Annotated in this window: 14 protein-coding genes; 4 read left to right on the top strand and 10 right to left on the bottom strand. The window is 70.2% G+C overall.

Going from position 1 to position 20,723, the window contains the following annotated elements:
• Positions 1–50 precede the first annotated feature (50 nt).
• The 4 genes from ABT009_RS03910 to ABT009_RS03895 form a co-directional block, all read right to left on the bottom strand.
• Positions 51–4,112: a bifunctional nitrate reductase/sulfite reductase flavoprotein subunit alpha gene (locus tag ABT009_RS03910; RefSeq protein ID WP_502989814.1), complete on the bottom strand. Its 4,062-nt coding sequence runs from the start codon at positions 4,110–4,112 to the stop codon at positions 51–53.
• Positions 4,113–4,335: 223 nt separating this feature from the next.
• Complete coding sequence (locus tag ABT009_RS03905; RefSeq protein WP_351289210.1) at positions 4,336–4,905, bottom strand: transcriptional regulator; 570 nt, start codon at positions 4,903–4,905, stop codon at positions 4,336–4,338.
• Positions 4,898–6,595: a helix-turn-helix domain-containing protein gene (locus ABT009_RS03900; protein ID WP_351289208.1), complete on the bottom strand. Its 1,698-nt coding sequence runs from the start codon at positions 6,593–6,595 to the stop codon at positions 4,898–4,900. Before ABT009_RS03900 ends, ABT009_RS03905 begins: the two co-directional genes overlap by 8 nt.
• On the bottom strand, positions 6,592–6,912 hold the full coding sequence (locus tag ABT009_RS03895) for a helix-turn-helix transcriptional regulator (protein WP_351289206.1): 321 nt from the start codon (positions 6,910–6,912) through the stop codon (positions 6,592–6,594). The genes ABT009_RS03900 and ABT009_RS03895 overlap by 4 nt, the downstream gene beginning before the upstream one ends.
• A 451-nt stretch (positions 6,913–7,363) precedes the next feature.
• Here ABT009_RS03895 and ABT009_RS03890 point away from each other — a divergent pair, with 451 nt between their 5' ends.
• The gene (locus tag ABT009_RS03890; RefSeq protein ID WP_351289204.1) at positions 7,364–8,464 is read left to right on the top strand and encodes a baeRF3 domain-containing protein; all 1,101 of its coding nucleotides are present in this window, start codon (positions 7,364–7,366) and stop codon (positions 8,462–8,464) included.
• Between the two features lie 112 nt (positions 8,465–8,576).
• Here the strand turns inward: ABT009_RS03890 and ABT009_RS03885 are convergent, their stop codons facing one another.
• Complete coding sequence (locus tag ABT009_RS03885) at positions 8,577–10,940, bottom strand: SpoIIE family protein phosphatase (protein ID WP_351289202.1); 2,364 nt, start codon at positions 10,938–10,940, stop codon at positions 8,577–8,579.
• Positions 10,941–11,188: 248 nt separating this feature from the next.
• The gene (locus tag ABT009_RS03880; RefSeq protein ID WP_351289200.1) at positions 11,189–11,548 is read right to left on the bottom strand and encodes an MFS transporter; all 360 of its coding nucleotides are present in this window, start codon (positions 11,546–11,548) and stop codon (positions 11,189–11,191) included.
• Positions 11,549–11,775: 227 nt separating this feature from the next.
• Between ABT009_RS03880 and ABT009_RS03875 the strand changes: the two genes are divergently transcribed.
• Positions 11,776–12,267, top strand: coding sequence for an Lrp/AsnC family transcriptional regulator (locus tag ABT009_RS03875; protein WP_351289198.1), 492 nt, complete (start codon positions 11,776–11,778; stop codon positions 12,265–12,267).
• Here the strand turns inward: ABT009_RS03875 and ABT009_RS03870 are convergent.
• The 4 genes from ABT009_RS03870 to ABT009_RS03855 form a co-directional block, all read right to left on the bottom strand.
• The gene (locus tag ABT009_RS03870; protein ID WP_351289196.1) at positions 12,248–13,273 is read right to left on the bottom strand and encodes a LacI family DNA-binding transcriptional regulator; all 1,026 of its coding nucleotides are present in this window, start codon (positions 13,271–13,273) and stop codon (positions 12,248–12,250) included. The two genes, ABT009_RS03875 and ABT009_RS03870, sit on opposite strands and share 20 nt — an antisense overlap.
• Positions 13,274–13,355: 82 nt before the next feature.
• The gene (locus tag ABT009_RS03865) at positions 13,356–14,261 is read right to left on the bottom strand and encodes a carbohydrate ABC transporter permease (RefSeq protein ID WP_351289194.1); all 906 of its coding nucleotides are present in this window, start codon (positions 14,259–14,261) and stop codon (positions 13,356–13,358) included.
• Positions 14,258–15,181, bottom strand: coding sequence for a carbohydrate ABC transporter permease (locus ABT009_RS03860; protein WP_351289192.1), 924 nt, complete (start codon positions 15,179–15,181; stop codon positions 14,258–14,260). Before ABT009_RS03860 ends, ABT009_RS03865 begins: the two co-directional genes overlap by 4 nt.
• Positions 15,178–16,509, bottom strand: a complete 1,332-nt coding sequence (locus ABT009_RS03855) for an extracellular solute-binding protein (RefSeq protein ID WP_351289190.1) — start codon at positions 16,507–16,509, stop codon at positions 15,178–15,180. Before ABT009_RS03855 ends, ABT009_RS03860 begins: the two co-directional genes overlap by 4 nt.
• Positions 16,510–16,694: 185 nt before the next feature.
• On the opposite strand from ABT009_RS03855, the gene ABT009_RS03850 reads away from it, so the two are divergent.
• The gene (locus ABT009_RS03850) at positions 16,695–18,770 is read left to right on the top strand and encodes a beta-galactosidase (protein WP_351289188.1); all 2,076 of its coding nucleotides are present in this window, start codon (positions 16,695–16,697) and stop codon (positions 18,768–18,770) included.
• A gap of 222 nt (positions 18,771–18,992) precedes the next feature.
• Complete coding sequence (locus ABT009_RS03845) at positions 18,993–20,564, top strand: glycoside hydrolase family 53 protein (RefSeq protein WP_351289186.1); 1,572 nt, start codon at positions 18,993–18,995, stop codon at positions 20,562–20,564.
• Positions 20,565–20,723 lie beyond the last annotated feature (159 nt).

The raw sequence follows: 20,723 nt of genomic DNA, 5'->3' as shown, positions 1-20,723 counted from the left end.
GGATTCGCATGAGCCAGGCACTTCACACGTAAGCGCTGGCATGTGCGAGGTCAGTAAACGTCGCGGACGTATCGCTTGTCGGCGGCAAGCTGCTTGAGGTACGCCGCGGCGCCGTCCTCGTCCAGGCCGCCATGGGCGACGGCGATGTCCCGCAGCGCCCGGTCGACGTCCTTCGCCATACGGGACGCGTCGCCGCAGATGTAGAAGTGGGCGCCGTCCTGGAGCCAGGACCACAGCTGGGGGCCGTGCTCGCGCATCCGGTCCTGTACGTAGACCTTGGCGCGCTGGTCGCGGGAGAAGGCGGTGTCGAGGCGGGTGAGGGTGCCGTCGTCGAGCAGGGCCGTGAGCTCGTCCTCGTAGTAGAAGTCGGTGGCGCGGTGCTGCTCGCCGAAGAAGAGCCAGTTGCGGCCGCGGTGGCCGAGGTCGCGCCGCTCGTCGAGGAACCCGATGAAGGGGGCGACGCCGGTGCCGGGGCCCACCATCACCATCGGCGTCGCGGGGTCGACGGGCGGCCGGAAGTGCGGGGAGCGCTGGACGAAGACGGGCACCGGCGTGCCCGGCTCGGCGTCGGCGAGGAAGGGCGAGCAGACGCCCTGCCGAAGACGACCGCCCAGGTTCTCGTAGCGGACGACGGAGACCGTCAGCGAGACGAGGTTCGGGTCGACGAGCGGGCTGGACGATATGGAGTACAGGCGCGGCTGCAGCCGCTTGAAGACCCCGGCCCACTCCTGGGCGGGGGCCCGGACGGCGTACTCGGCGACGACGTCGACGGCCTGGCGGCCCCAGCACCACTGTGCGAGTCCGTCCTTGTTGTCCGGGCGGAGCAGCCTCTTCAGGTCGCGCGGGTCATGGGTGCGTTCGCTGACGAAGCGCAGCAGGTCGGGGGTGATCCTGGTGATGTCCAGGTGCTGGTGCAGTGCCTCGCCGAGGGGGATCTCGCCGACGCCGTTCACCTCCACGGCGGTGGCGGCGTCGAGGCCGGTGACGGCGAGCCACTCGGTCACGAGGTCTGGGTGGTTGACCGGTCGTACGCCGAGTGCGTCCCCGGCCGCATAGGTCAGCGGGGTCTCGCTGTCGCGGGTGTCGAAGGTGAAGCGCCGGACCTCCTTGCCCGCGCCGGGGAGGCTGAGCAGGCGGTTGCCGGTGAGACGGGCGGTGACGGGGACGGGCTTCCTGGAACTGGGAGTGGAGGACGGGGCGAGGACGGGGGTCGACCCCAGGCCCGGAGCAGAGGTGCCCGGAGCCGGAGCCGCCGGTGATCCGGTCAGAGCGGTGAGGATCTGATCGAGCCAGGCCTCGGCTGAGGGTTCGTAGTCGGGTTCGCAGTCGGTACGCGGGGCGAGACGCACGGCACCCAGCTCGTCCAAGCGCTGGTCCAGGCGTCGGCCGTGGCCGCAGAAGTCGTCGTACGAGGAGTCGCCGAAGGCGAGTACCGCGTACCGCAGGCCGTCGAGGCGCGGGGTGTCGGGCGCGGCCAGGGTGTCCCAGAAGCCGGCGCCGTTGTCGGGGGCGTCTCCGTCGCCGAAGGTGCTGGTGATCAGGAGGACGTCGGCGCCGGGTGGGAGGGCGCGCAGGTCGGTGTCGTCCATGCCGGCCAGGGTCGTCTTGTGGCCGGTCGCGGCGAGCCGCTCGGCGGTGGCCGCCGCGAAGTCCTCGGCGTTGCCGGTCTGCGAGGCCCACAGGACGACGACTTCCCGTACGGGAGTGTGGGGCGCTGCGGTCGTCGACGGGGTGGTGATGCGGGAGTACATCCCGGCCAGCACGCCGTTCACCCACAGCGCGTGTTCCGGGCTGAAGGGCGCCCCGGGCGGAAGCACGGGCACGCCGGGACTGCCGGAGCCGATTCCGGCGAGGAAACCGACCAGGTACTGGCGCTCCTGCGCGGTCAGCACGGGCGGCGGGCCGGGCTCCAGGCCGAAGACCCCCGCCGCCGCGCCGGGGGTGACGGCGGTGGGTATGACGGCCGCCGGGGTGACCGCGGAAGGTGCGACGGTGTCGGCCGTGACCGGATCCGCGGCGGCAGGCGCCGGCGCCGAGGCCACCTTCGTGAGCGACACCGCGCACACCTTCAGCTCCGGCTGGAAGGAGAGCGGGTCGACGGCGTCGCTGGTGACGGCGTTGACGCTCAGGTACTCCCCGAAGAGGTCGTTCCAGTGGAAGGGCGCGAAACAGCACCCGGGCTGCACCCGGTCGGTCAGCACCGCGGGCAGTACGGCCCGGCCGCGCCGCGAGGCGACCTCCACCGAGTCCCCCTCCGCGATGCCGAGCGCCTCGGCGTCCTGCGGATGCAGCTCGACGAACGGCCCGGGGTTGAGCTTGTTGAGCTTCGCGACCTTTCCCGTCTTGGTGAGGGTGTGCCACTGGTGCTGGAGCCGTCCGGTGTTCAGGACGTACGGGTAGTCGTCATCCGGCATCTCGGCGGCGGGGATGTGCGGCCTGGCGTAGAACACTGCCCGTCCGCTCGCCGTGGGAAAGACCGGCCCTCCGTCGCCGTCCACGTACCGGATGGGGTTGCGGTCCGGCCCGTCCTCGTCGGGGGCGGGCCACTGCACGGACGTGTCCCGAAGCCGTTCGTAGGTGACACCGCGCAGGTCGTAGCCGGTCTTGGGGTTCCAGGCGCGCTTGATCTCCTCGAAGATCTGCTCAGCGCTGTCGTACGAGAATCCCTTCTCGTAGCCCATCTCGCGGGCGACGGCCGCGATGATCCGCCAGTCCGCCAGTGCATCGCCCGGCGCGTCCGCCGCAGGCTGGGCGAGGGTGAGGTTGCGCTCGCTGTTGATCAGGACGCCCTCGGTCTCGGTCCAGAGGGCGCCGGGCAGTACGACGTCGGCGTACGCGTTCGTCTCGGTGTCGGCGAAGACGTCCTGTGCGACGACGAACTCGGCGGCCTCAAGGCCTTCGATGACCGTCCTGCGGTTGGCGACGGAGGCGACGGGGTTGGTGCAGATGATCCAGCACGCCTTGATGCGGCCGTCCGCCATCTGCTGGAACATCTCGACGGTGCCCTTGCCGACGCCGTCCTTCCTGATCGTCCCCGGAGGCAGCTCCCACAGGTCCTCGACGAAGGCACGCTCGTCGTCGACCAGCACTGATCGCTGGCCGGGGAGTCCGGGGCCCATGTAGCCCATTTCGCGGCCGCCCATGGCGTTGGGCTGGCCGGTCAGCGAGAACGGCCCGCTTCCCGGGCGGCAGATCGCACCGGTGGCGAGGTGGAGGTTGACCAGGGCGTTGGTGTTCCAGGTGCCGTGCGTTGACTGGTTGAGGCCCATGGTCCAGCAGCTCATCCAGTCCCCGGCCTCGCCGATCAGCTGGGCTGCCGCGCGGATGTGCTGCTCCGGGATTCCGGTGATCTCGGCGACGGCGGCGGGTGGGTAGTCGGCAAGGAACTCCGGCATCGCCTCCCAGCCCTCGGTGTGCTCGGCGATGAACGCCTCGTCCGTGTGCCCGTTCTCGTACAGCAGGTACAGCAGGCCGTTGAGCAGTGCCAGGTCGGTCCCCGGCTTGATCTGCAGAAACAGGTCGGCTTTGTCGGCGGTCGCAGTGCGTCGCGGGTCGACGACGATCAGCTTGGCGCCGGCCTTGACCCGGTCCATCATCCGCAGGAAGAGGATCGGGTGGCAGTCGGCCATGTTGGAGCCGATGACGAAGAAGACGTCGGCGTGATCGAAGTCCTGGTACGAGCCGGGCGGACCGTCCGCGCCCAGCGAGAGCTTGTAGCCGGTGCCGGCGCTGGCCATACACAGGCGCGAGTTCGACTCGATCTGGTTGGTGCGTACGAAGCCCTTGGCCAGCTTGTTCGCCAGGTACTGGGCCTCCAGGCTCATCTGCCCGGAGACGTAGAAGGCGACGGCGTCCGGCCCGTGCTCGTCGATGATCGCCCGGAACCGCCGCGCCGTCTCGCTGATCGCCGCGTCGACTGGAGTGGGCACGGGCTCCTCGTCGCGCCGTGCCCGCACGAGCGCGCCGCCAAGGCGTCCGGGGGCGGTGAGCATGTCGGCCGTGGTGGCGCCCTTCGTGCACAGCCGCCCGAAGTTCGCGGGGTGCGCCTTGTCGCCGTACGCCTTGAGGACCTTACGCCGCCCGTCAGGGCCCATGCCGATGTCGAGGACCATTCCGCAGCCCACGCCGCAGTACGAGCAGACCGTTCTCACCTGGTCGGTGGTCTCGGTCACGGGCGGCCCCTCTCGTGCGGTTTCTGCAGGTCGAGCGTACGAAATGCCCGTTACGCCGATGTGACACGAGTGGATCATGAGCGGTTACGCCGTCTGCACAGCGGGGGGCCAGGGTGTGTGAGCGGCGTGCGTCTTCGGGCCCCGGAAGCCCCGGAAACCGTACCTACGCCGCGAAGCCGACGTTCGTGACGAACTCGTACTGGCCCCACTCGGAGCCCAGGTCGACGATCTGGTCGGTCCATGCGTCGTCGAGTGCCTGCGCGTCGCCTGCCACCCAGGCCTCGACGATGCGGTCCCAGTGGCGGATGTTGAGGCTGCGGAACTCGACGACCCGCTGGCGTGTGCGGATGACCTGGGACTGGTTGAGGGGGTGCAGTTCGACGCGGGTGCCGCCGCGGGCGTTGAGGCGGGCCAGGAGATAGCGGGCGACGTTGCGGCGGCGCACCGCGCGGTAGGCGGTGTCGATCGTCTCCAGGTTCTTCTTCGTGGGGCTGCGTCTGCCCTCGAGCCATGCCTTGAGCGTGCGGTCCGTCACCGTCAGGCCCGCCTCGCGGGCCGCGGCGCGGGCGTGGTCGGACCTGGTGAGGTAGTGCAGACGGGCCAGCAGACCGCGACGGCTGGTGACGGGGGTGGCGACGAAGCCGGCGAGAGCGTCGAGCTGCCGGGCCACGGCCTCGCTGCCCTTGATGCCGCGGGCACCGTACTTGCCGAACTCGATGGTGCGCTCAGGCACGTGCGGTTCCTTCCGTCGCCCCGGTGTCGGTGTGCTCGTCGTCGGCGGACGCTGTCGCCGGGTCGGGGTCCGTGCCGACGGTGTAGACGTCCTTCACCTTCACCTCGGCGACGCCGCGGCCCTCGGCGAAGACACGCCGCCAGTCACCGATGACGTGCAGCTCGTCGGTGCCCATCGCGCGCACCACGGTGAGTCCTTCGCCGTGGGCCTTGTACGCCTTCATCCACAGGTTGGCGAAGGCCTGGGAGCGGATGAGGTGCATCCAGTCGGGCCGGTACAGCTCCCGGTTGAAGTTCGACTCCCCCATCGTCGCGACGAACTTGGAGTACATCGCCTTCACATACTCCAGCGTCACCTCGTCCTCGTCGGCGATCGCCCCGTCCCGGGCGTCCTTGAGCGCGACACGGAACTTCTCCAGCAGGTTCTCCGTCGCGCCGGAGGTGAACGACTCGTGGATCACCGGCGGTTCGCACAAGCCGTACTCTGGGCCGGACAGGCGCAGCAGCAGGCGCAGGGTGGGTTCCGTGACCCACAGCGGGCCGGGTTCGTCGCGGTTGCCCAGCGGGTTGGGCAGGACCGCTTCGTGCTCCCATTCGGGCGGCGTGATCAGGTGCACGCCGGCGCGGCGGCGGTCGTGGTCGAAGCCGGTGGAGTGCTCGAGCTGGCCGATCGGCAGATGGGTCTTGAGCGCCGAGAGGTACGCGCCGTTGATGTCCAGCGCGGTCACCTCATGGTGACCGGCGGGCAGTTCGGGCCGCGCCCACTTGGGACGGGCCTCCCAGATCTGATCGGCTCCGCGGGACGTCTGCTTGCGCAGGATGTCCGGGATCCAGGGGTACGCCACGATGTCGTACCGCCCGCCCTTTCGCGTCTCGTCCAACAGCGCCATCGCGTCCGGGATGGCGCGCTTCACCAGAGCGCCGGTCGCCGCCTCCACGTCACCGGCGTGCTGGGCGAGCGCCGCAGCGACCGCCTCGCCGATCACGTCCCGCGTCTCGGACGCCTCCTGCATCCGGCGGCCGACGGGCACCACCCTCACCGGCCGGTGCCCGGCTCGGTCGCCTCCATCACTTCGATGTGTCCGGTCGGCTTGATCCGTTCGGTCTGGTCGGTCCGCCCTCTCGGCCAGGTCCGTTCGGCCGGGATCGACTGATCCTGCGGTCGGCGATGCGGCAGCCCGGCCGACCGCTCCCACGGGCGGCGTCGAAGCGGTCTGCTCGGTGGCTCCGGCGCATTCGGCCGGGTCGAGGTGCTGAGCGAATCCGGCGACCTGATGGGCGGCGGGCTGCCCGCACAGTACGCACGGCTGGGGCACCCCCAGCGTCTCGACCTCGTCGGCTCCCGCCGACGCCACTACCTCGTCGGGTTCGTGCTCGTCGTTGGTGGCGCCATGAGCCGCTTCGTGCTCATCCTCGGTGGCATCATGAGCCGCCGATGCCGCCGCCTCGGCGTCCAGCTTGGCCTGCGCGCCCTGCAGGAAGTACGCGTATTTCTCGCGTGCTTCACCGCTGGGGTCACGGCCCGCCTCCCAGCCGCCCACCGTCGACGGGCTCACCCCGAGGGCCTGCGCCACCTGCGTGCGCGACAGCCCCAGCGCGTCCCGCAGCGCGCGCCGCCGCTCGGGCGCGGGCAGCTCGGCCTCCTGCCGGACGCCGGCCAGCAGTGCGTCGATCGCCTGGAAGTCCGTCACCGTGCAGCCGCCCCCTTCGTCGCGCCCACATGACGCCGACGGCCCGGCATCGTACGCGCAGAGCTGCGCCGACGCCTGACGGGGAGGGCTTCACAGGCCCGCGTGGGGCCGGCCAGCAGGTCGAGCACGTCGATCCCGTAGTGCGCGGCCAGCGCGTCACAGTCGTCCAGGCTCCATGCGGCACTGCCCGTCTGACGGCGGCTCACCTGCGTCTGGTTCACGCCGAGTGCGGCGGCGAGCCCCGCCTGGGACTCGCCGGTGATCTGCATCAGGGCCGCCACGGTGGCCCGCACTCGCTCGCCAAGAGACATTCCCACGGCACAGACTTTAGCAAGTGACATGCGAAAAACGCCTGAATATCGCGTACTGAGCATCGTTTTCTCGGTGCGGGGAATCAGCCGCCGACCAGTGACGGTCCGTACCGCCGCACGACGGGCGGCCAGCGCCTCGAACCCGGTCGGACCGTGGCGGGCAGCGCACCGCAGGCATGATCACCGAATCAGACATATGGTGCATATTGGCTAGTCGGTAGCGCGGGAGGCACCATGTCAGAACCCATCGTGATCAGCTCTCGTCAAGCCCGGCACCACAGCCAGGAACTCGCCGCCCAGCTCACCGGCGCGGACCGCTGAGGAACGCAGGCCGCGGGCGGGCCCTCCGCCCACCAGGGCCCGAGCCAACCCGCCGAACACGGCGCGCGCCACACACGGCGCGCGTCCAGCGCCCCCGGCCATGCGTCACCGACCCTCTGAACCCGGAAGGAGCGTCATGCAGCCCGCTCTCAGCCCCTCCGCCCTTGCCCGACTGCGCCAGCCGCGGCCGTATCCGGCGGTGTCCCTGCTGATGCCGACACACCGCCGGGAGCCGGACAACGCCCAGGACCCCGTCCGCCTGCGCAACCTGCTGGCCGAGGCGAAGAAGCAGCTGGACGCCGACCCCGCCGTCACCCGGGACCGGCGAAACGACGTCATCCAGCAGCTCGAGAGGGCCACGGCCGACATCGACCTGGTCCATGCCGAGGACGGCCTGGTCATCTTCGCCGCTCCCGGAGAGCACGAGGTCTGGTACCTGGCCCGCTCCGTGCCCGAGCGGGTCGTGCTCTCCGACACGTACCTGACCCGCAACCTCGTCGCCGCTCGGGCCTCCGAGCGCACGTTCTGGCTGCTGGCCGTCTCGGCCGGCCGCGTCACCCTCTGGAACGGCGGCCCGGACCGCGTCGTCGAGGAGCGCAGGGGCGGCTTCCCGCTGACCCGGAGCCTCCAGGATCCGGACGCCGAGCCGCGGGGCCAGCAGCAGATCGGCGACGTGCCGAGCACGTTCCGTGACGAGGCGTCGCGCCTGTTCCTGCGGGACGCCGACAACGCGCTCGGCCGCATCCTCGAAGCCGAGCCGCGCCCCCTGTACATCACCGGCGAAACGGCGGCGCTCTCCCTCCTCCGCGAGGCCGGCACGGCAGCCAAGAACGCGACCCCCATCCCGCACGGCGGGCTCGCACACCGCACTCCCGAAGCGGTGTGGCAGGCGATCCAACCCGTCATCGCCGCCGAGGAGAAGAAGGAGGTCGCCTCCGTACTTGAGGACCTGGGGAAGGCCCGCGGCCGGAAGGAGTTCGCCGCCGGCGTCGACGAGGTCTGGCAGGAGGCGAACGCCGGCCGGCTCCGCCTGCTCGCCGTCGAGGAGAACTACCGCCTCACGGTCCGCGACGACGGTGACCATCTGGTCCCTGCCGAGAGCACGGACCTGGACGCCCGCGACGACATCATCGACGAGATCGTCGAACAGGCCCTGGAGACCGGCGCCGATGTCCGCTTCGTCCCGGACGGCACGCTCGACGAGACACAGCACATCGCAGGCGCCCTGCGGTACTGACCTCCAGCGGCACCCACCTGGGCCATGCCCGGCGAGAGCGCACGACGGCGCGAGGCGCCCCACCCCGACTAGGGGCAGGGCGCCTCAGCACATCAGCAAAGAGTCGGCGACGTCAGTAGTCGGTGAGGCTCTGCTCAGCCCAGATCGTCTTGCCCGCGGACGTCTGGCGCGTCCCCCACGCCTGGGTGAGCTGCGCGACCAGCAGCAGGCCGCGCCCGCCCTCGTCGAAGACCCGGGCGCGGCGCAGGTGCGGAGCGGCGCTGTTGGCGTCCGACACCTCGCAGATCAGCGTGCGGTCGTGGATCAGGCGCAGCTGGATGGGCGAGCTGCCGTAGCGGATGGCGTTGGTGACGAGTTCGCTGACCACCAGCTCGGTGACGTACGCCGCCGCCTCGCCGAGGCCCCATGTCGCCAGCTGACTCGCGACGAGCGAGCGTGCCTCGGAGACCACGGCAGGCTCGGAGGGGAGCGTCCAGGTGGCGACCTGGTCCGCGGTCAGGGCCCGGGTACGGACGGTGAGCAGGGCGACGTCGTCAGAGGGGCGGTCGGACAGCAGGGCCTTGAGCGCCGACTCGCAGGTGGCCTCGAGGGACGGAGCCGGTTCCGCGAGGGCGTGCAGCAGTTCGTTCAGGCGGGCACCGAGGTCGCCGTCCCGTGACTCGATGAGCCCGTCCGTGTAGAGCGCCAGCAGACTCCCCTCGGCCAGTTCGATCTCCGTGGATTCGAAGGGGATGCCGCCGAGCCCCAGGGGCGGGCCCGCGGGCATACGGATATAGCGGGCCGTTCCGTCCGGTGTGACGAGGGCGGGTTCGGGGTGGCCCGCACGGGCGAGGGTGCAGCGGCGGGAGATCGGGTCGTAGACCGCGTACAGGCAGGAGGCGCCGATGTCGCCGCGGGTGCCACCCGGCTCCTGTTCGGCGTTGAGGCGGCTGACCACGTCGTCCAGGTGGGTGAGGAGCTCGTCCGGCGGCAGGTCGACGTCGGCGAGGGTGCGTACGGCGGTGCGCAGCAGGCCCATCGTCGCGGAGGCGTGGATGCCGTGGCCCACCACGTCGCCGACGACGAGGGCGACCCGGGTGCCCGACAGCGGGATGACGTCGAACCAGTCGCCGCCGACGCCGATCTGGGGCCCAGCGGGCAGGTAGCGGGACGCGACCTCGACGGCCGCCTGGGGCGGCAGGTGGCCTGGCAGCAGGCTGCGCTGGAGCGTGACGGCCGTACTGCGCTCACGCGTGTAGCGACGGGCGTTGTCGATGCAGACGGCGGCTCGCGCGGCGACCTCCTCGGCGAGGAACAGGTCGTCGTCGTCGAAGGGGAGCGGCTGCTCGTGGCGCATGAACAGCAGGAGCCCGAGGGTCGTGCCGCGTGCCCGCAGCGGCACGCTCATCATCGAGTGGATCCCGTACCGGCGCACGCTCGCCTCGCGCTGCGGACTGGCGTGGAGCCAGGCGTGGATCTCGGGATCACCCACGTAGTGGCGTGTGGCGCGGCCGGTGACCAGGCAGCGGGCGAGCGGTGAGATGGCAGGGTACTCGTCCGCCTCTCCCGACGCGACCACCGATTCGGGGTATCCCTCGAGGACCGACTCCTGGGCCATGCGGATCAGCGTGACCGAGCCGTCCGGCGGAGGCACCGCGCCCGGGGGCTCCAGCTCATGTTCGAGCAGGTCGACGGTCGCGAAGTCGGCGAGCATCGGCACCACCAGCTGCACCGTCTCCTCGGCCGTGCGGTGCACGTCCAGCACTCCGCCGATTCGGGTGCTGGCCTCGTTGAGCACCGTGAGCCGCCGGCGGGCCCGGTACTGCTCGGTGACGTCGAACAGTGCGGTGCAGGCGGCGCGCACCTTTCCGGTCGGGTCCTTCAGTGGCGAGATCACCGTGGTCCACGCCCGCACCTGGGTCTCCGGCGGCACGCGGTCCAGGATCTCCTCCATGGAGGGCTCGCCCGTCCGCAGCGCGAGTTCGATGGCCCGGTCGAGGCGCGTGGCGGTGCGGGTCGCCGGGGCGATGTCCGGGGCTCTCAGGCCGCGCATCTGCTCCTCGGAGCGGCCCAGGATCCGTGTCATCTCACTGTTCGCCCGGATCATCCGCCGTTCACCGTCGTGCAGGGTCATGGCGATCGGGGACTGGTTGAAGACCCATTCCAGGAGCTCGGCGACATCGTCGCACGTGGCCGGCTGCGCCGGCTGCCGCAGGGAGAGGAACCACTGCGGCCGGCCCTCGCCGTCCAGCAGCTGCACACCCCGCAGGCACACATCCAGACGGCGGCCGTTGCGGTGCACCAAGGTGACCGCATCGGTCCACTCGCCCGCCTGCCCGGCCGCCGGGAACCCCGCCATCGCGGCCTCGCGGCCCTCCGCGTCGATCAGTCCGGCCAGCGGGCGGCCCACGACGTCCGCCGGTGCATGACCCAGCAGTCGCTGGGCCCCGGCGCTCCAGGCCGTGACGTTCCCCTGCGCATCGACTGCGACGGACACAGGTTCCGGACCGGCCGTCCGCTCTCCCACGTTGTCCCGCCCTGTCATACGAGGGCCCATCTCGTATCGCCGATCTTTCCTCGATGTGCTCCGGTCCAGGCACCAACCACGCGCCACCAACACCAACACTCGGCACTAACCATGCTGCCTCGCCACCGCCGGATCGGCCGCTCGGCGGCTGCTGCGGACGGCGTCCGGGCGCGGCACGGCGGCGCGCGCACGGCGGCGCGCGCCCGCCTCGGATCAACTCAACGTGGAGTCGAAGGTCCGCCGAAGTCGCCTTCCGCTTGCAGGTGGCGGCCCAGCATGAGGGACGCGGTCATCGTGGTGGCGGCGAGAAGCCCGGCTGCCAGCCAGAAGGCGACCTGGGCGGCGTGGACTACGCCGGCCGCGCGGACCGCACCGACGCCGATGGTGCGGAGGAAAGCAGTACCGAGGACGGCGGTCCCGAGCGTCGCACCCAGTTGCTGGACGGCGTTGAGCAGACCGGCGGCGGAGCCGGTCTCGTGGGGCCGGACACGGGACAGGGCTGTGGTGAACAGTCTGTTGCCGGTCCCAACGGCAGTGAGAGGTGCCAGGCCGTGCGGTGTGGTACATGGCGCTGGCACCGTCCAGGCCCACGAGCATGACGGCCAGCCCGGCAAACATCATCCGTGGTCCGTAGTGAGGCACCAAATACGCACCCGAGACCACGATGCGATGGCCCTCCTGCCGTCCACGGCAGGAGGGCGAGCCCGGCGATCAGGGCCTGCTGCACACATACCTGGGCGGGCCCACAGCATGGCATGGCCGCCTTCAGACACTCAGCCGCCGCCAGCAAGAACAGCTCCGCCCGGTGCTCCCGACCCCGGCCGGCCATGGACCGCTGACCAGCGCGGACCATGCGCTCATCGACGCCCTGCGCCATGACGGCCGCGCCTCGTACGCTCAACTGGCCGCAGCCACCGGCTGGTCACAGGCCACGGTTGCCCGGCGCCTGAGTGATCTACGCGCCCGCGGCACCGTCTTCCTCGACGTGGAGATCGACGTCGCCGCATACGGCGTCAGAACGCAGGCGCTCCTCTGGATGGCCGTCGCACCCGCGGAGCTCGACCATGTCGCGACCACGCTCGCCACCCACCACGAACTCGCCGTGGTCGTCGCCACCACCGGGCCGACCAACCTCCTCGCCCAGGCATTGTGCTCCGACCCCGCCGACCTGCACCGCTACCTGACCCGCCGGCTCGGCACCCTCGACGGGATCCGCACCCTCGAGAGCGCCCCCGTCCTCCGCACGCTCAAGGCCGCCGGCCACGTCACCCTCACCGTCAGGCCGACTCCCGCTTGACCAGCTCGGTCGGGAGTATCACCGCGGACGGGTCCTCGCCGCCGATCTGCGCGAGCAGCACCCGTACCATCTCGGCGCTGATGCGGTCCCACGGCTGGCGGATCGTGGTGAGGGCCGGGCTGGCCGCGGTGGCCGCAGGCGAGTCGTCGAAGCCGCCGACCGCGACGTCCTCCGGCACGCGCCGGCCCGCCCGCTGCAGCGCGCTCAGCGCACCCTGGGCCATGAGGTCGGAGGCGACGAACAGTGCGTCCAGGTCCGGTACGCGGGCGAGGAGTTCGGCCGCTCCGGCCTCTCCCCCGGCGCGGCTGTAGTCGCCGGGGACGATGAGGCGTTCGTCGACCTCGACGCCCGCCTCGCCGAGCACCTCGCGGTAGCCCGCGAGGCGTTCGACGCCGCCCGGGGTGTCGAGCGGACCGGTGATCATGCCGATGCGCCGACGGCCCAGCGACAGCAGGTGCCGGACCATGTCGCGGGCGCCGTCCCGGTCGTCAGCGGCGACGTAACTCACCTTGGACGCCTGCCCGATGGGCTTGCCGCAGGCCACCAGCGGGACCCCGGCGTCGCGCAGTTCGGCGGCGACCGGGTCGCCGGAGTGGCTGGAGACCAGCAGTACTCCGTCGACGTGGCCGGCGGTGATGTACCGGCTGATCCGCCGGCGTTCGTCCTCCGTTCCCGCGATCATGAGCAGCAGCGGGATGTCGTGTGCGGCCAGCGCCTGCGTGCATCCCCGCAGCAGCACGTTGAAGTTGGGGTCCTCGAAGAACTTCTCCTGCGGCTCCGTGAGCAGGAAGCCCACGGAGTCCGAACGGCCCGTGATCAGCGACCGGGCGTGCCGGTTGACGACGTACCCGGTCTTGCGGATCGCGGCGTTGACCGCTTCCTGCGCGGCGGGGCTGACGTAGTGCCCGCCGTTGAGGACACGGGACACCGTGCCCCGCGAGACTCCGGCCTCGCGGGCCACGTCATGGATCGTCGGCGGCTTGCGCCTGCCCCCCGTCTGGGTCACAGGGAATCACCTCTTGTGGGCGCGCCGAGTGCGCCTTTCCGGCCGGGGGTCCGGGGGGTGTCCCCCAGGGGATGCAGCATGGTCACGACTTTACGGCCCCGGACAGCAGGTCCAGGCTCCAGAACCGCTGGATGACCAGGAACAGCGCGATGAGCGGGACGACCGCAAGCAGGGCACCGGTGATGACCAGGGTGTACAGCACCGGGGTGTTGGAGCCCTGTTCGAGGAGCGTGAACAGCCCGAGGGTGATCGGGAACTTCTCGTCGTCGCTGAGCATGATGTACGGCAGCAGGAAGTTGTTCCAGATGGCTACGAACTGGAACAGGAAGACCGTCACCAGTCCGGGGATCATCATCGGCAGCGCGATCCTGGTGAAGATCCGCCACTCGCTCGCGTTGTCCATCCGGCCCGCCTCGACCACATCGCTGGGTACGGCCGCGGCGGCGTAGATCCGCGCGAGATACACCCCGTACGGGGAGAGGATGAGCGGAAGGAGCACCGACGCGTAGGAGTCGGTGAGGTCCACCTTGGCGAGCAGCAGATACTGGGGCACGGCGAGGATCACCGGCGGCATCAGCACCCCGGCGAGCAGGATGTTGAAGATGGTCTCGCGGCCGCGGAAGCGGTAGATGGCGAGGGCGTAGCCGCTGACGGCCGAGACGGCCGTGGACAGCAGGGCGCCGAGGCCCGCGTACAGAGCGGAGTTGCCCATCCACTCCCAGTAGATGCCGTCGCGGTACGCCGACAGGTCCTTGACGTTGTCGGCGAATCCGGTGCCCGGCAGGAACGTGAAGGTGGAGAACAACTCACGGCCCGACTTGGTGGAGGCGACCACCACCCACGCGACGGGCAGCAGGCAGTAGAGCGCTCCGAGAAACAGGGTGACGGTCGGGACCAGGGCGATACGGCGGCGCCGCGGCGGCCCCTGGGCGGTGCCGGGCGTCGTGCCGGCGGCCGGTGCGGCCTTGCGCAGGGCGACAGAGCTCATCGTGTTTCCTCCTGCTTGTTGCGGGAGTTCGCGGCGCGCAGGAAGCCGAAGGACAGGACGAGCGTGACGACGGCGATGATCACGGCGGTGGCGGCCGCCGAGTACGTGTCGCCCTTGCCGAAGGCGTCCTGGTACACCTTCATGAGCGGACTCCAGGTGGTGGAGAGGGAGTTGGTGAGGGGTCGGAGGGTGGTCGGCTCGCTGAAGACCTGCAGCGTCGCGATGATCGAGAAGAAGAAGGTCAGCACCAGCGAGGGCGCCACCATCGGGATCTTGATCCGCAGCGCGATCTGCAGCTGCGAGCAGCCGTCCAGCTTGGCCGCCTCGTACACCTCGGCGGGTATCGCCCGCAGCGAGGTGTAGATGACGATCATGTTGAAGCCGGTGCCGCCCCAGACCGCGATGTTCGACAGGGAGAGGTACAGCGGCCCGCCGTCCAGCAGGTCCGGCTGCGGCAGCCCCAGCTTGTCGAGGACGAAGTGGAAGGGGCTGAGGTCCGGGAGGTAGAGGAAGCCCCACAGGAGTGCTGCGATGACACCGGGGATGGCGTAGGGCAGGAAGATCGCGAGTCGGCTGAACGGTGCGAGCCGTACCCGGTCGGTGTCGAGCATCAGCGCGAAGAGCAGGGCGAGGCCGAGCATCACCGGGACCACGATCGCGCCGTAGCCGAGGACGCGCAGGGCGCCGTCGAGGAGTTCGGGGTCGGAGAGCGCGTCGGCGTAGTTGCCGAAGCCCGCCCAGGCCTCGTGACGGGCGCCCTTGCCCAAGCCGAGGCCCTTGACCTCGATCTTGTGCAGGCTGAGCCACAGCGCGTACCCGATGGGGAGCGCGAAGAACAGGGCGAAGAGCAGGGTTGCCGGGACGAGGAAGAGGTACGGGGCGCCCTTCACCCCGTACGTCTTCCGGCGTGCGCTGGTCACTCAGCGACCTCGAAGCCCTGCTTCTTGAGGTCCGCGACGGTGGCGTCCTGCATGGTCGTCAGGGCGGCACCGAAGTCGGACTTGTTCTTGGCGGCCTTGCCGAAGGCGTCCTTGAAGGAGGTGTAGGCGACGTTCACGTTGGGACCCCAGGCCGCGGGCGCCGTGTTCTTCGCGATCTCGGCGGCCTCGGTGTAGAAGTCGGGCTGGTTCGAGAAGAACTCGGGGGCCTGGGACAGCGCGTCACCGGTCTGGGCGGCGGTAGCGGCCGGGTAGATGCCGCTCTCCTTCACCAGCGCTGCGAGCGCCTCGGGGGAGGTGTTGAGCCAGGTGGAGAACTTGGCGGCGGCGTCCTTGTGCTTGCTGTCGTTGGTGACGGCGATGGTGGATCCGCCCCAGCTGCCGGTCACCGACTCGCCCTCGGTCCACTGCGGGAGCGGCGCCATGGCCCACTTGCCCTTGGTGTCGGGGGCCGCGGTGGTGAGGGTGCCGGGCGCCCAGACCGCGCTCACCCAGGCGATCTGCTTGCCGGTGTTGAGCGCCTTGTTCCAGGCCGGGGTGTACATCGGCTGGTTGTCGATGACGTCGTCCTTGACGAGGCCGCCCCAGAAGTCGGCGACCTTCTGCGTCGCGGTGTCGTCGATGCCGACCTTCCACTTCTCGCCGTCGATGGTCCACCACTTCGCGCCGGCCTGCTGGGAGAGTCCGGCGAACAGACCGGAGTCGTTGGCGGAGAACGTGGTGAGGTCCTTGTCCGGGGCCTTCTTCTTCAGCTTGCGCGCGGTCTCGGCGAACTCGTCCCAGGTCTTCGGGACCTCGAGGCCGTACTTCTTGAAGAGGTCCTCGCGGTAGTAGAAGGCCATCGGTGCGGAGTCCTGCGGGATCGCGTAGACGGCGTCCGAGCCGAGCGTGACCTGCTGCCAGATGCCGGGGGCGAACTTCTTGTCGACCCCCTTGACCTCGCCGGATATGTCGGCGAGCACGTCGTTGCTGACGAGGGTCGCCAGCGCCTGGTACTCGGCCTGGACCAGGTCGGGGGCCTTGTGGGCCTTGGCCGCGGTCAGGATCTTGGTGACGAGCGTGTCACCGGACGCCTGCTTCTTCACCACGACCTTGATCTGCGCCTTCTTGCCCGGACCCTTGTTCCAGATGTCCGCGACCTTGTCCATCCCCGGCGCCCAGGTCCAGTACGTGAGCGAGACCGGCCCCGACTGGGCCTCGTCGCTGTCGTCGTCGGACGAGCCGCAGGCGGCGAGCGTGGAAGCGCCGAGAGCGACGGCGACGGCGGTGGCGGCTGCTTGACGGAGCCGACGGTGCGACGTGAACGGCATGGATGTATCTCCCCTGACCTGGGTCTCCGCCTGCTGCGGAGACCTGCCATGCTTCTGTGAGCGTTCACAGTAGAGAAACATCCAGGACACTTGTCAATGGTTGTTGCTGTGCGGTTATGTTTGGCTGACGTCGCCACCGCCGTGTGTGCACGTTCCCAATTGATCGATAATTTCAGGAGACATCCATGCCGGACGGCTCGGAAGCGGCGCAGACCGCGAAGTCGGCTTCCCCTGCGGTCGCGGGGGCCGCAGCACCCAAGGGCCTCACCCGGCTGGCCTTCGGCGGGGACTACAACCCCGAGCAGTGGCCGGAGAGCGTCTGGCACGAGGACGTCGCGCTGATGCGTGAGGCCGGCGTGACCATGGTCAGCGTCGGGATCTTCTCCTGGGCCCTGCTGGAGCCCGAACCGGGCGTCCACGACTTCGGCTGGCTCGACCGCCTCCTGGACCTGCTGCACGAGAACGGCATCCGCGCCGACCTCGGCACGCCCACCGTCTGCCCGCCGGCCTGGTTCTACCGGTCCCACCCCGACGCGCTGCCGGTGACCCGCGAGGGCGTCCGCCTCGCGTTCGGCTCACGCGGCGCGATCTGCCACAGCAACCCGGCCTACCGCGACGCGGCGGCCGGCATCACCACGCAGCTGGCCCAGCGCTACGGAGCGCATCCGGCCGTCGCCATGTGGCACGTCCACAACGAGTACGGCGTTCCCGTCTCGGCCTGCTACTGCGACACCTGCGCGGAACACTTCCGCCGCTGGCTGGACACCACGTACGGATCGGTCGAGGCGGTCAACGAGGCCTGGGGAACGACATTCTGGGGCCAGCGCTACACCGCCTTCGACCAGATCGACCCGCCCCGGCTGACGCCCACCGCGGCCAACCCGGCCCAGCAGCTGGACTACCGCCGCTTCGCCGACGCCACGATGCGCGAGAACTTCGTACGAGAGCGCGACATCCTGCACCGCCTCTCCCCCGGCGTCCCGGTCACGACCAACTTCATGACGGCGCTCAGCCAGTGCGACTCCGTCGACTACTGGGCGTGGGGCCGCGAGGTCGACATCGTCACCAACGACCACTACCTGATCACCGACGGCCGCCGTACGCACGTCAACCTCGCGATGGCCGCCGACATCACCCGCTCCGTGGGCGGCGGCGCCCCGTGGCTGCTCCTGGAGCACTCCACGTCCGGCGTCAACTGGCAGCCGCGCAACCCGGCCAAGGCGCCCGGCCAGATGGCCCGCAACTCCCTCACGCATGTCGCGCGCGGCTCCGACGGCGCGATGTTCTTCCAGTGGCGGCAGTCCCGGCGCGGCGCCGAGAAGTTCCACTCGGCGATGCTGCCGCACGCGGGTACCGACTCGCGGGTGTGGCGCGAGGTGGTCCGACTGGGTGCGGATGTCGATGCGTTGGGCTCGCTGCGCGGTACGCGCACGGTCGCCGACGTCGCGATGGTGTGGGACTGGCAGTCCTGGTGGGCGCAGTCCCTGGAGTGGCGGCCCAGCGAAGACCATGACGCGCGCGAGCGCGCCGACGCGTTCTACGAGGCGCTGTACGACCGGCACCTCACGGTCGACTTCGCCCACCCGGAAAGCGACTTGTCGGCGTATCCCCTTGTCGTCGTCCCGGCGCTCTACCTGGCCACCGAGGCCGCGGGCCGGAACCTCCGCGCGTACGTGGAGAACGGCGGCACCCTCGTCGTCTCGTACTTCTCCGGCATCGTCGACGAGCACGACGCCGTCCACGAGGGCCCGTACCCGGGCGTCCTGCGGGACGTACTCGGCCTGACCGTCGAGGAGTTCTCACCGCTCCTCCAGGGAGAGCAGGTACGGATCACGGCGGCGGACGGTTCCGAGCTCTCGGGTGACGTCTGGACGGAGTTCGTCACCCCGCGCGGCGCCGACACCGTATGGACGTACGCGGACGGGCTCGCCGCCGGAGGCCCGGCCGTCACCCGCAACCGCCTCGGCGAGGGCACGGCCTGGTACGTCTCCACGCGTCTCGCGCCCCGCGACCTCGACGTCCTTCTGGGCTGGGCCTGCGAGGACGCCCGGATCGCGCCGCGCGCCGACCTCCCGCGCGACGTGGAGGTGGTGACCCGCTCAGGCGAGTCCGGCCGCTACCTCTTCGTGATCAACCACACCGCGTCGGACGCCAAGGTGCCACTGGAGGCTCACGGCACCGAGCTGCTGACGGGCGAGCGCGCCGCGGGCCGTCTCGCGGTGCCCGCGGGCGCCGTACGGGTCGTACGCCTCGACGGCTGACCGCACGGGATGTGCGCCTCGACGGCTGACCGTCGAGGCGCACGCCGCAAGGGCCGACCGCAGCGGTTCGTACGCGCTCGGGCGGCCGCCCCCTTTGATCGCCGGCCGGGACCGTGGGGGGATCCCCGGCCGGTACGTGCGGCGTCTTGTCCGGCTCCGGGCAGGACGCCGCCACTCCAACCCACCCCCCGCCTCAATTGAATCTCGTCGAAGGGACCAACGATGTTCCATCCGAGACGCACCCTGCGGGCCCTGCTCCTCCCGCTGGCAGCCGGCCTCGCCTTCACGGCACTTCCCGCAACCGCCGCCCACGCGGCATCCACGCTCACCAACGGCGGCTTCGAGTCGAACGGCACCGGTACGGCAACCCCGACCGGCTGGTCGACCTACTCCGCGGCCGGCCAGAACTCCGCCTCCTTCACCGAAGCCGGCGGCCACAGCGGCAGCTACCGCCTCACCCACTGGTCGTCGTCCGCGTACAAGGTGGAGACGTACCAGTACCTGTCCGGGCTGACCAACGGGAACTACACCCTCACGGCGTGGGTGCGTTCGGGCGGCGGCCAGAACTCCGCGTACATCGCGCTGAAGAACTGCGGAAGTTCGGAACAGCGCACGGACCTGCCGGTCTCCTCGAGCGGCTGGATACGGATCGTCACCTCCATCGCGGTGACGAACACCCAGTGCACGATCAGCATCAATTCCGACGCCAACGCGGGCAACTGGATCAACGTGGACGACCTGACGTTCACGTCGGGCAAGACCGGCCTGTCCATCAAGGGCTCCGACGTCTCGTCACTCGCGAAGAGCGAGGCCCTCGGCGGTGCCTACAAGACCAGCTCCGGCACGACCGGCGACGCGCTCGCCATCCTGAAGTCCGCCGGTCAGAACTACGCCCGCCTCAAGGTATGGGTGAACCCGGCCGACGGCTACAACAACAAGACGCGCGTGCTGGCGATGGCCAAGCGCATCAAGACGCAGGGCATGAAGTTGCTCGTCGACTTCCACTACTCGGACACCTGGGCCGACCCGGGCGCGCAGACCAAGCCGGCCGCCTGGTCCGGGCACTCGTACAGCCAGCTGAAGACGGACGTCTACAACCACACGTACGACGTCCTGAACGCTCTCAAGGCCCAGGGCACGACGGCCGACATGGTGCAGGTCGGCAACGAGATCAACGGCGGCATGCTGTGGTCCGAGGGCTCCACCGACAATTGGTCGCAGCTCGCCGGTCTGCTCAACTCGGGCTACGACGCGGTCAAGGCGGTCAGCTCGTCCACGACCGTGGCGCTGCACCTCGCCAAGGGCGGTGACCTGTCGGGCACCCGCTGGTGGTTCGACAACGCGGTCGCCAACGGCGTGAAGTTCGACGCCATCGGCCTGTCGTACTACGGCTACTGGCACGGTTCGCTCTACGACTTCCAGACCACGCTGGACGACGCTGCGTCCCGTTACGGGAAGCCCGTCTTCGTCGCCGAGACGGCCTACCCGTTCCGGCTGGACAGCGAGGACTCGCACGAGAACATCATCGACACGACCGGTGAGCTGGTGTCCGGGTACGCGGCCTCGACGGCCGGCCAGTCCGCCTGGCTGCGGGACATCATGAACATCGTGGAGGCCGTCCCGAACGGCCGCGGCCTCGGTGTCTTCTACTGGGAGTCCACCTGGACCGCGGTCACCGGCAATGGCTGGGACCCGACGGACTCGACCTCCGGCAACGGCTGGGAGAACCAGGCGCTGTTCGGCTACGACGACAAGGCGCTTCCGGCGATGTCCTGGTTCGGGGCGCACCGGTAATAACCCGACAGGCGGCTGCCGTCCGCTGTCCCGAGCCGGATCCGAGCCGGGCGGGCGACGGCCGCCGCTGAGCCGGAATCCACTGTCCGGGTGCGTCGTGGGCGCGCCCGGACAGCGGCGTCCGAGACCGCTCTCAGGGCCCGGTCGACCTCAGGGCCC

This window comes from Streptomyces sp. NPDC002896, from assembly GCF_040295225.1.
Classification (GTDB): domain Bacteria; phylum Actinomycetota; class Actinomycetes; order Streptomycetales; family Streptomycetaceae; genus Streptomyces.
This window is presented reverse-complemented; position numbering and strand designations above follow the sequence as displayed.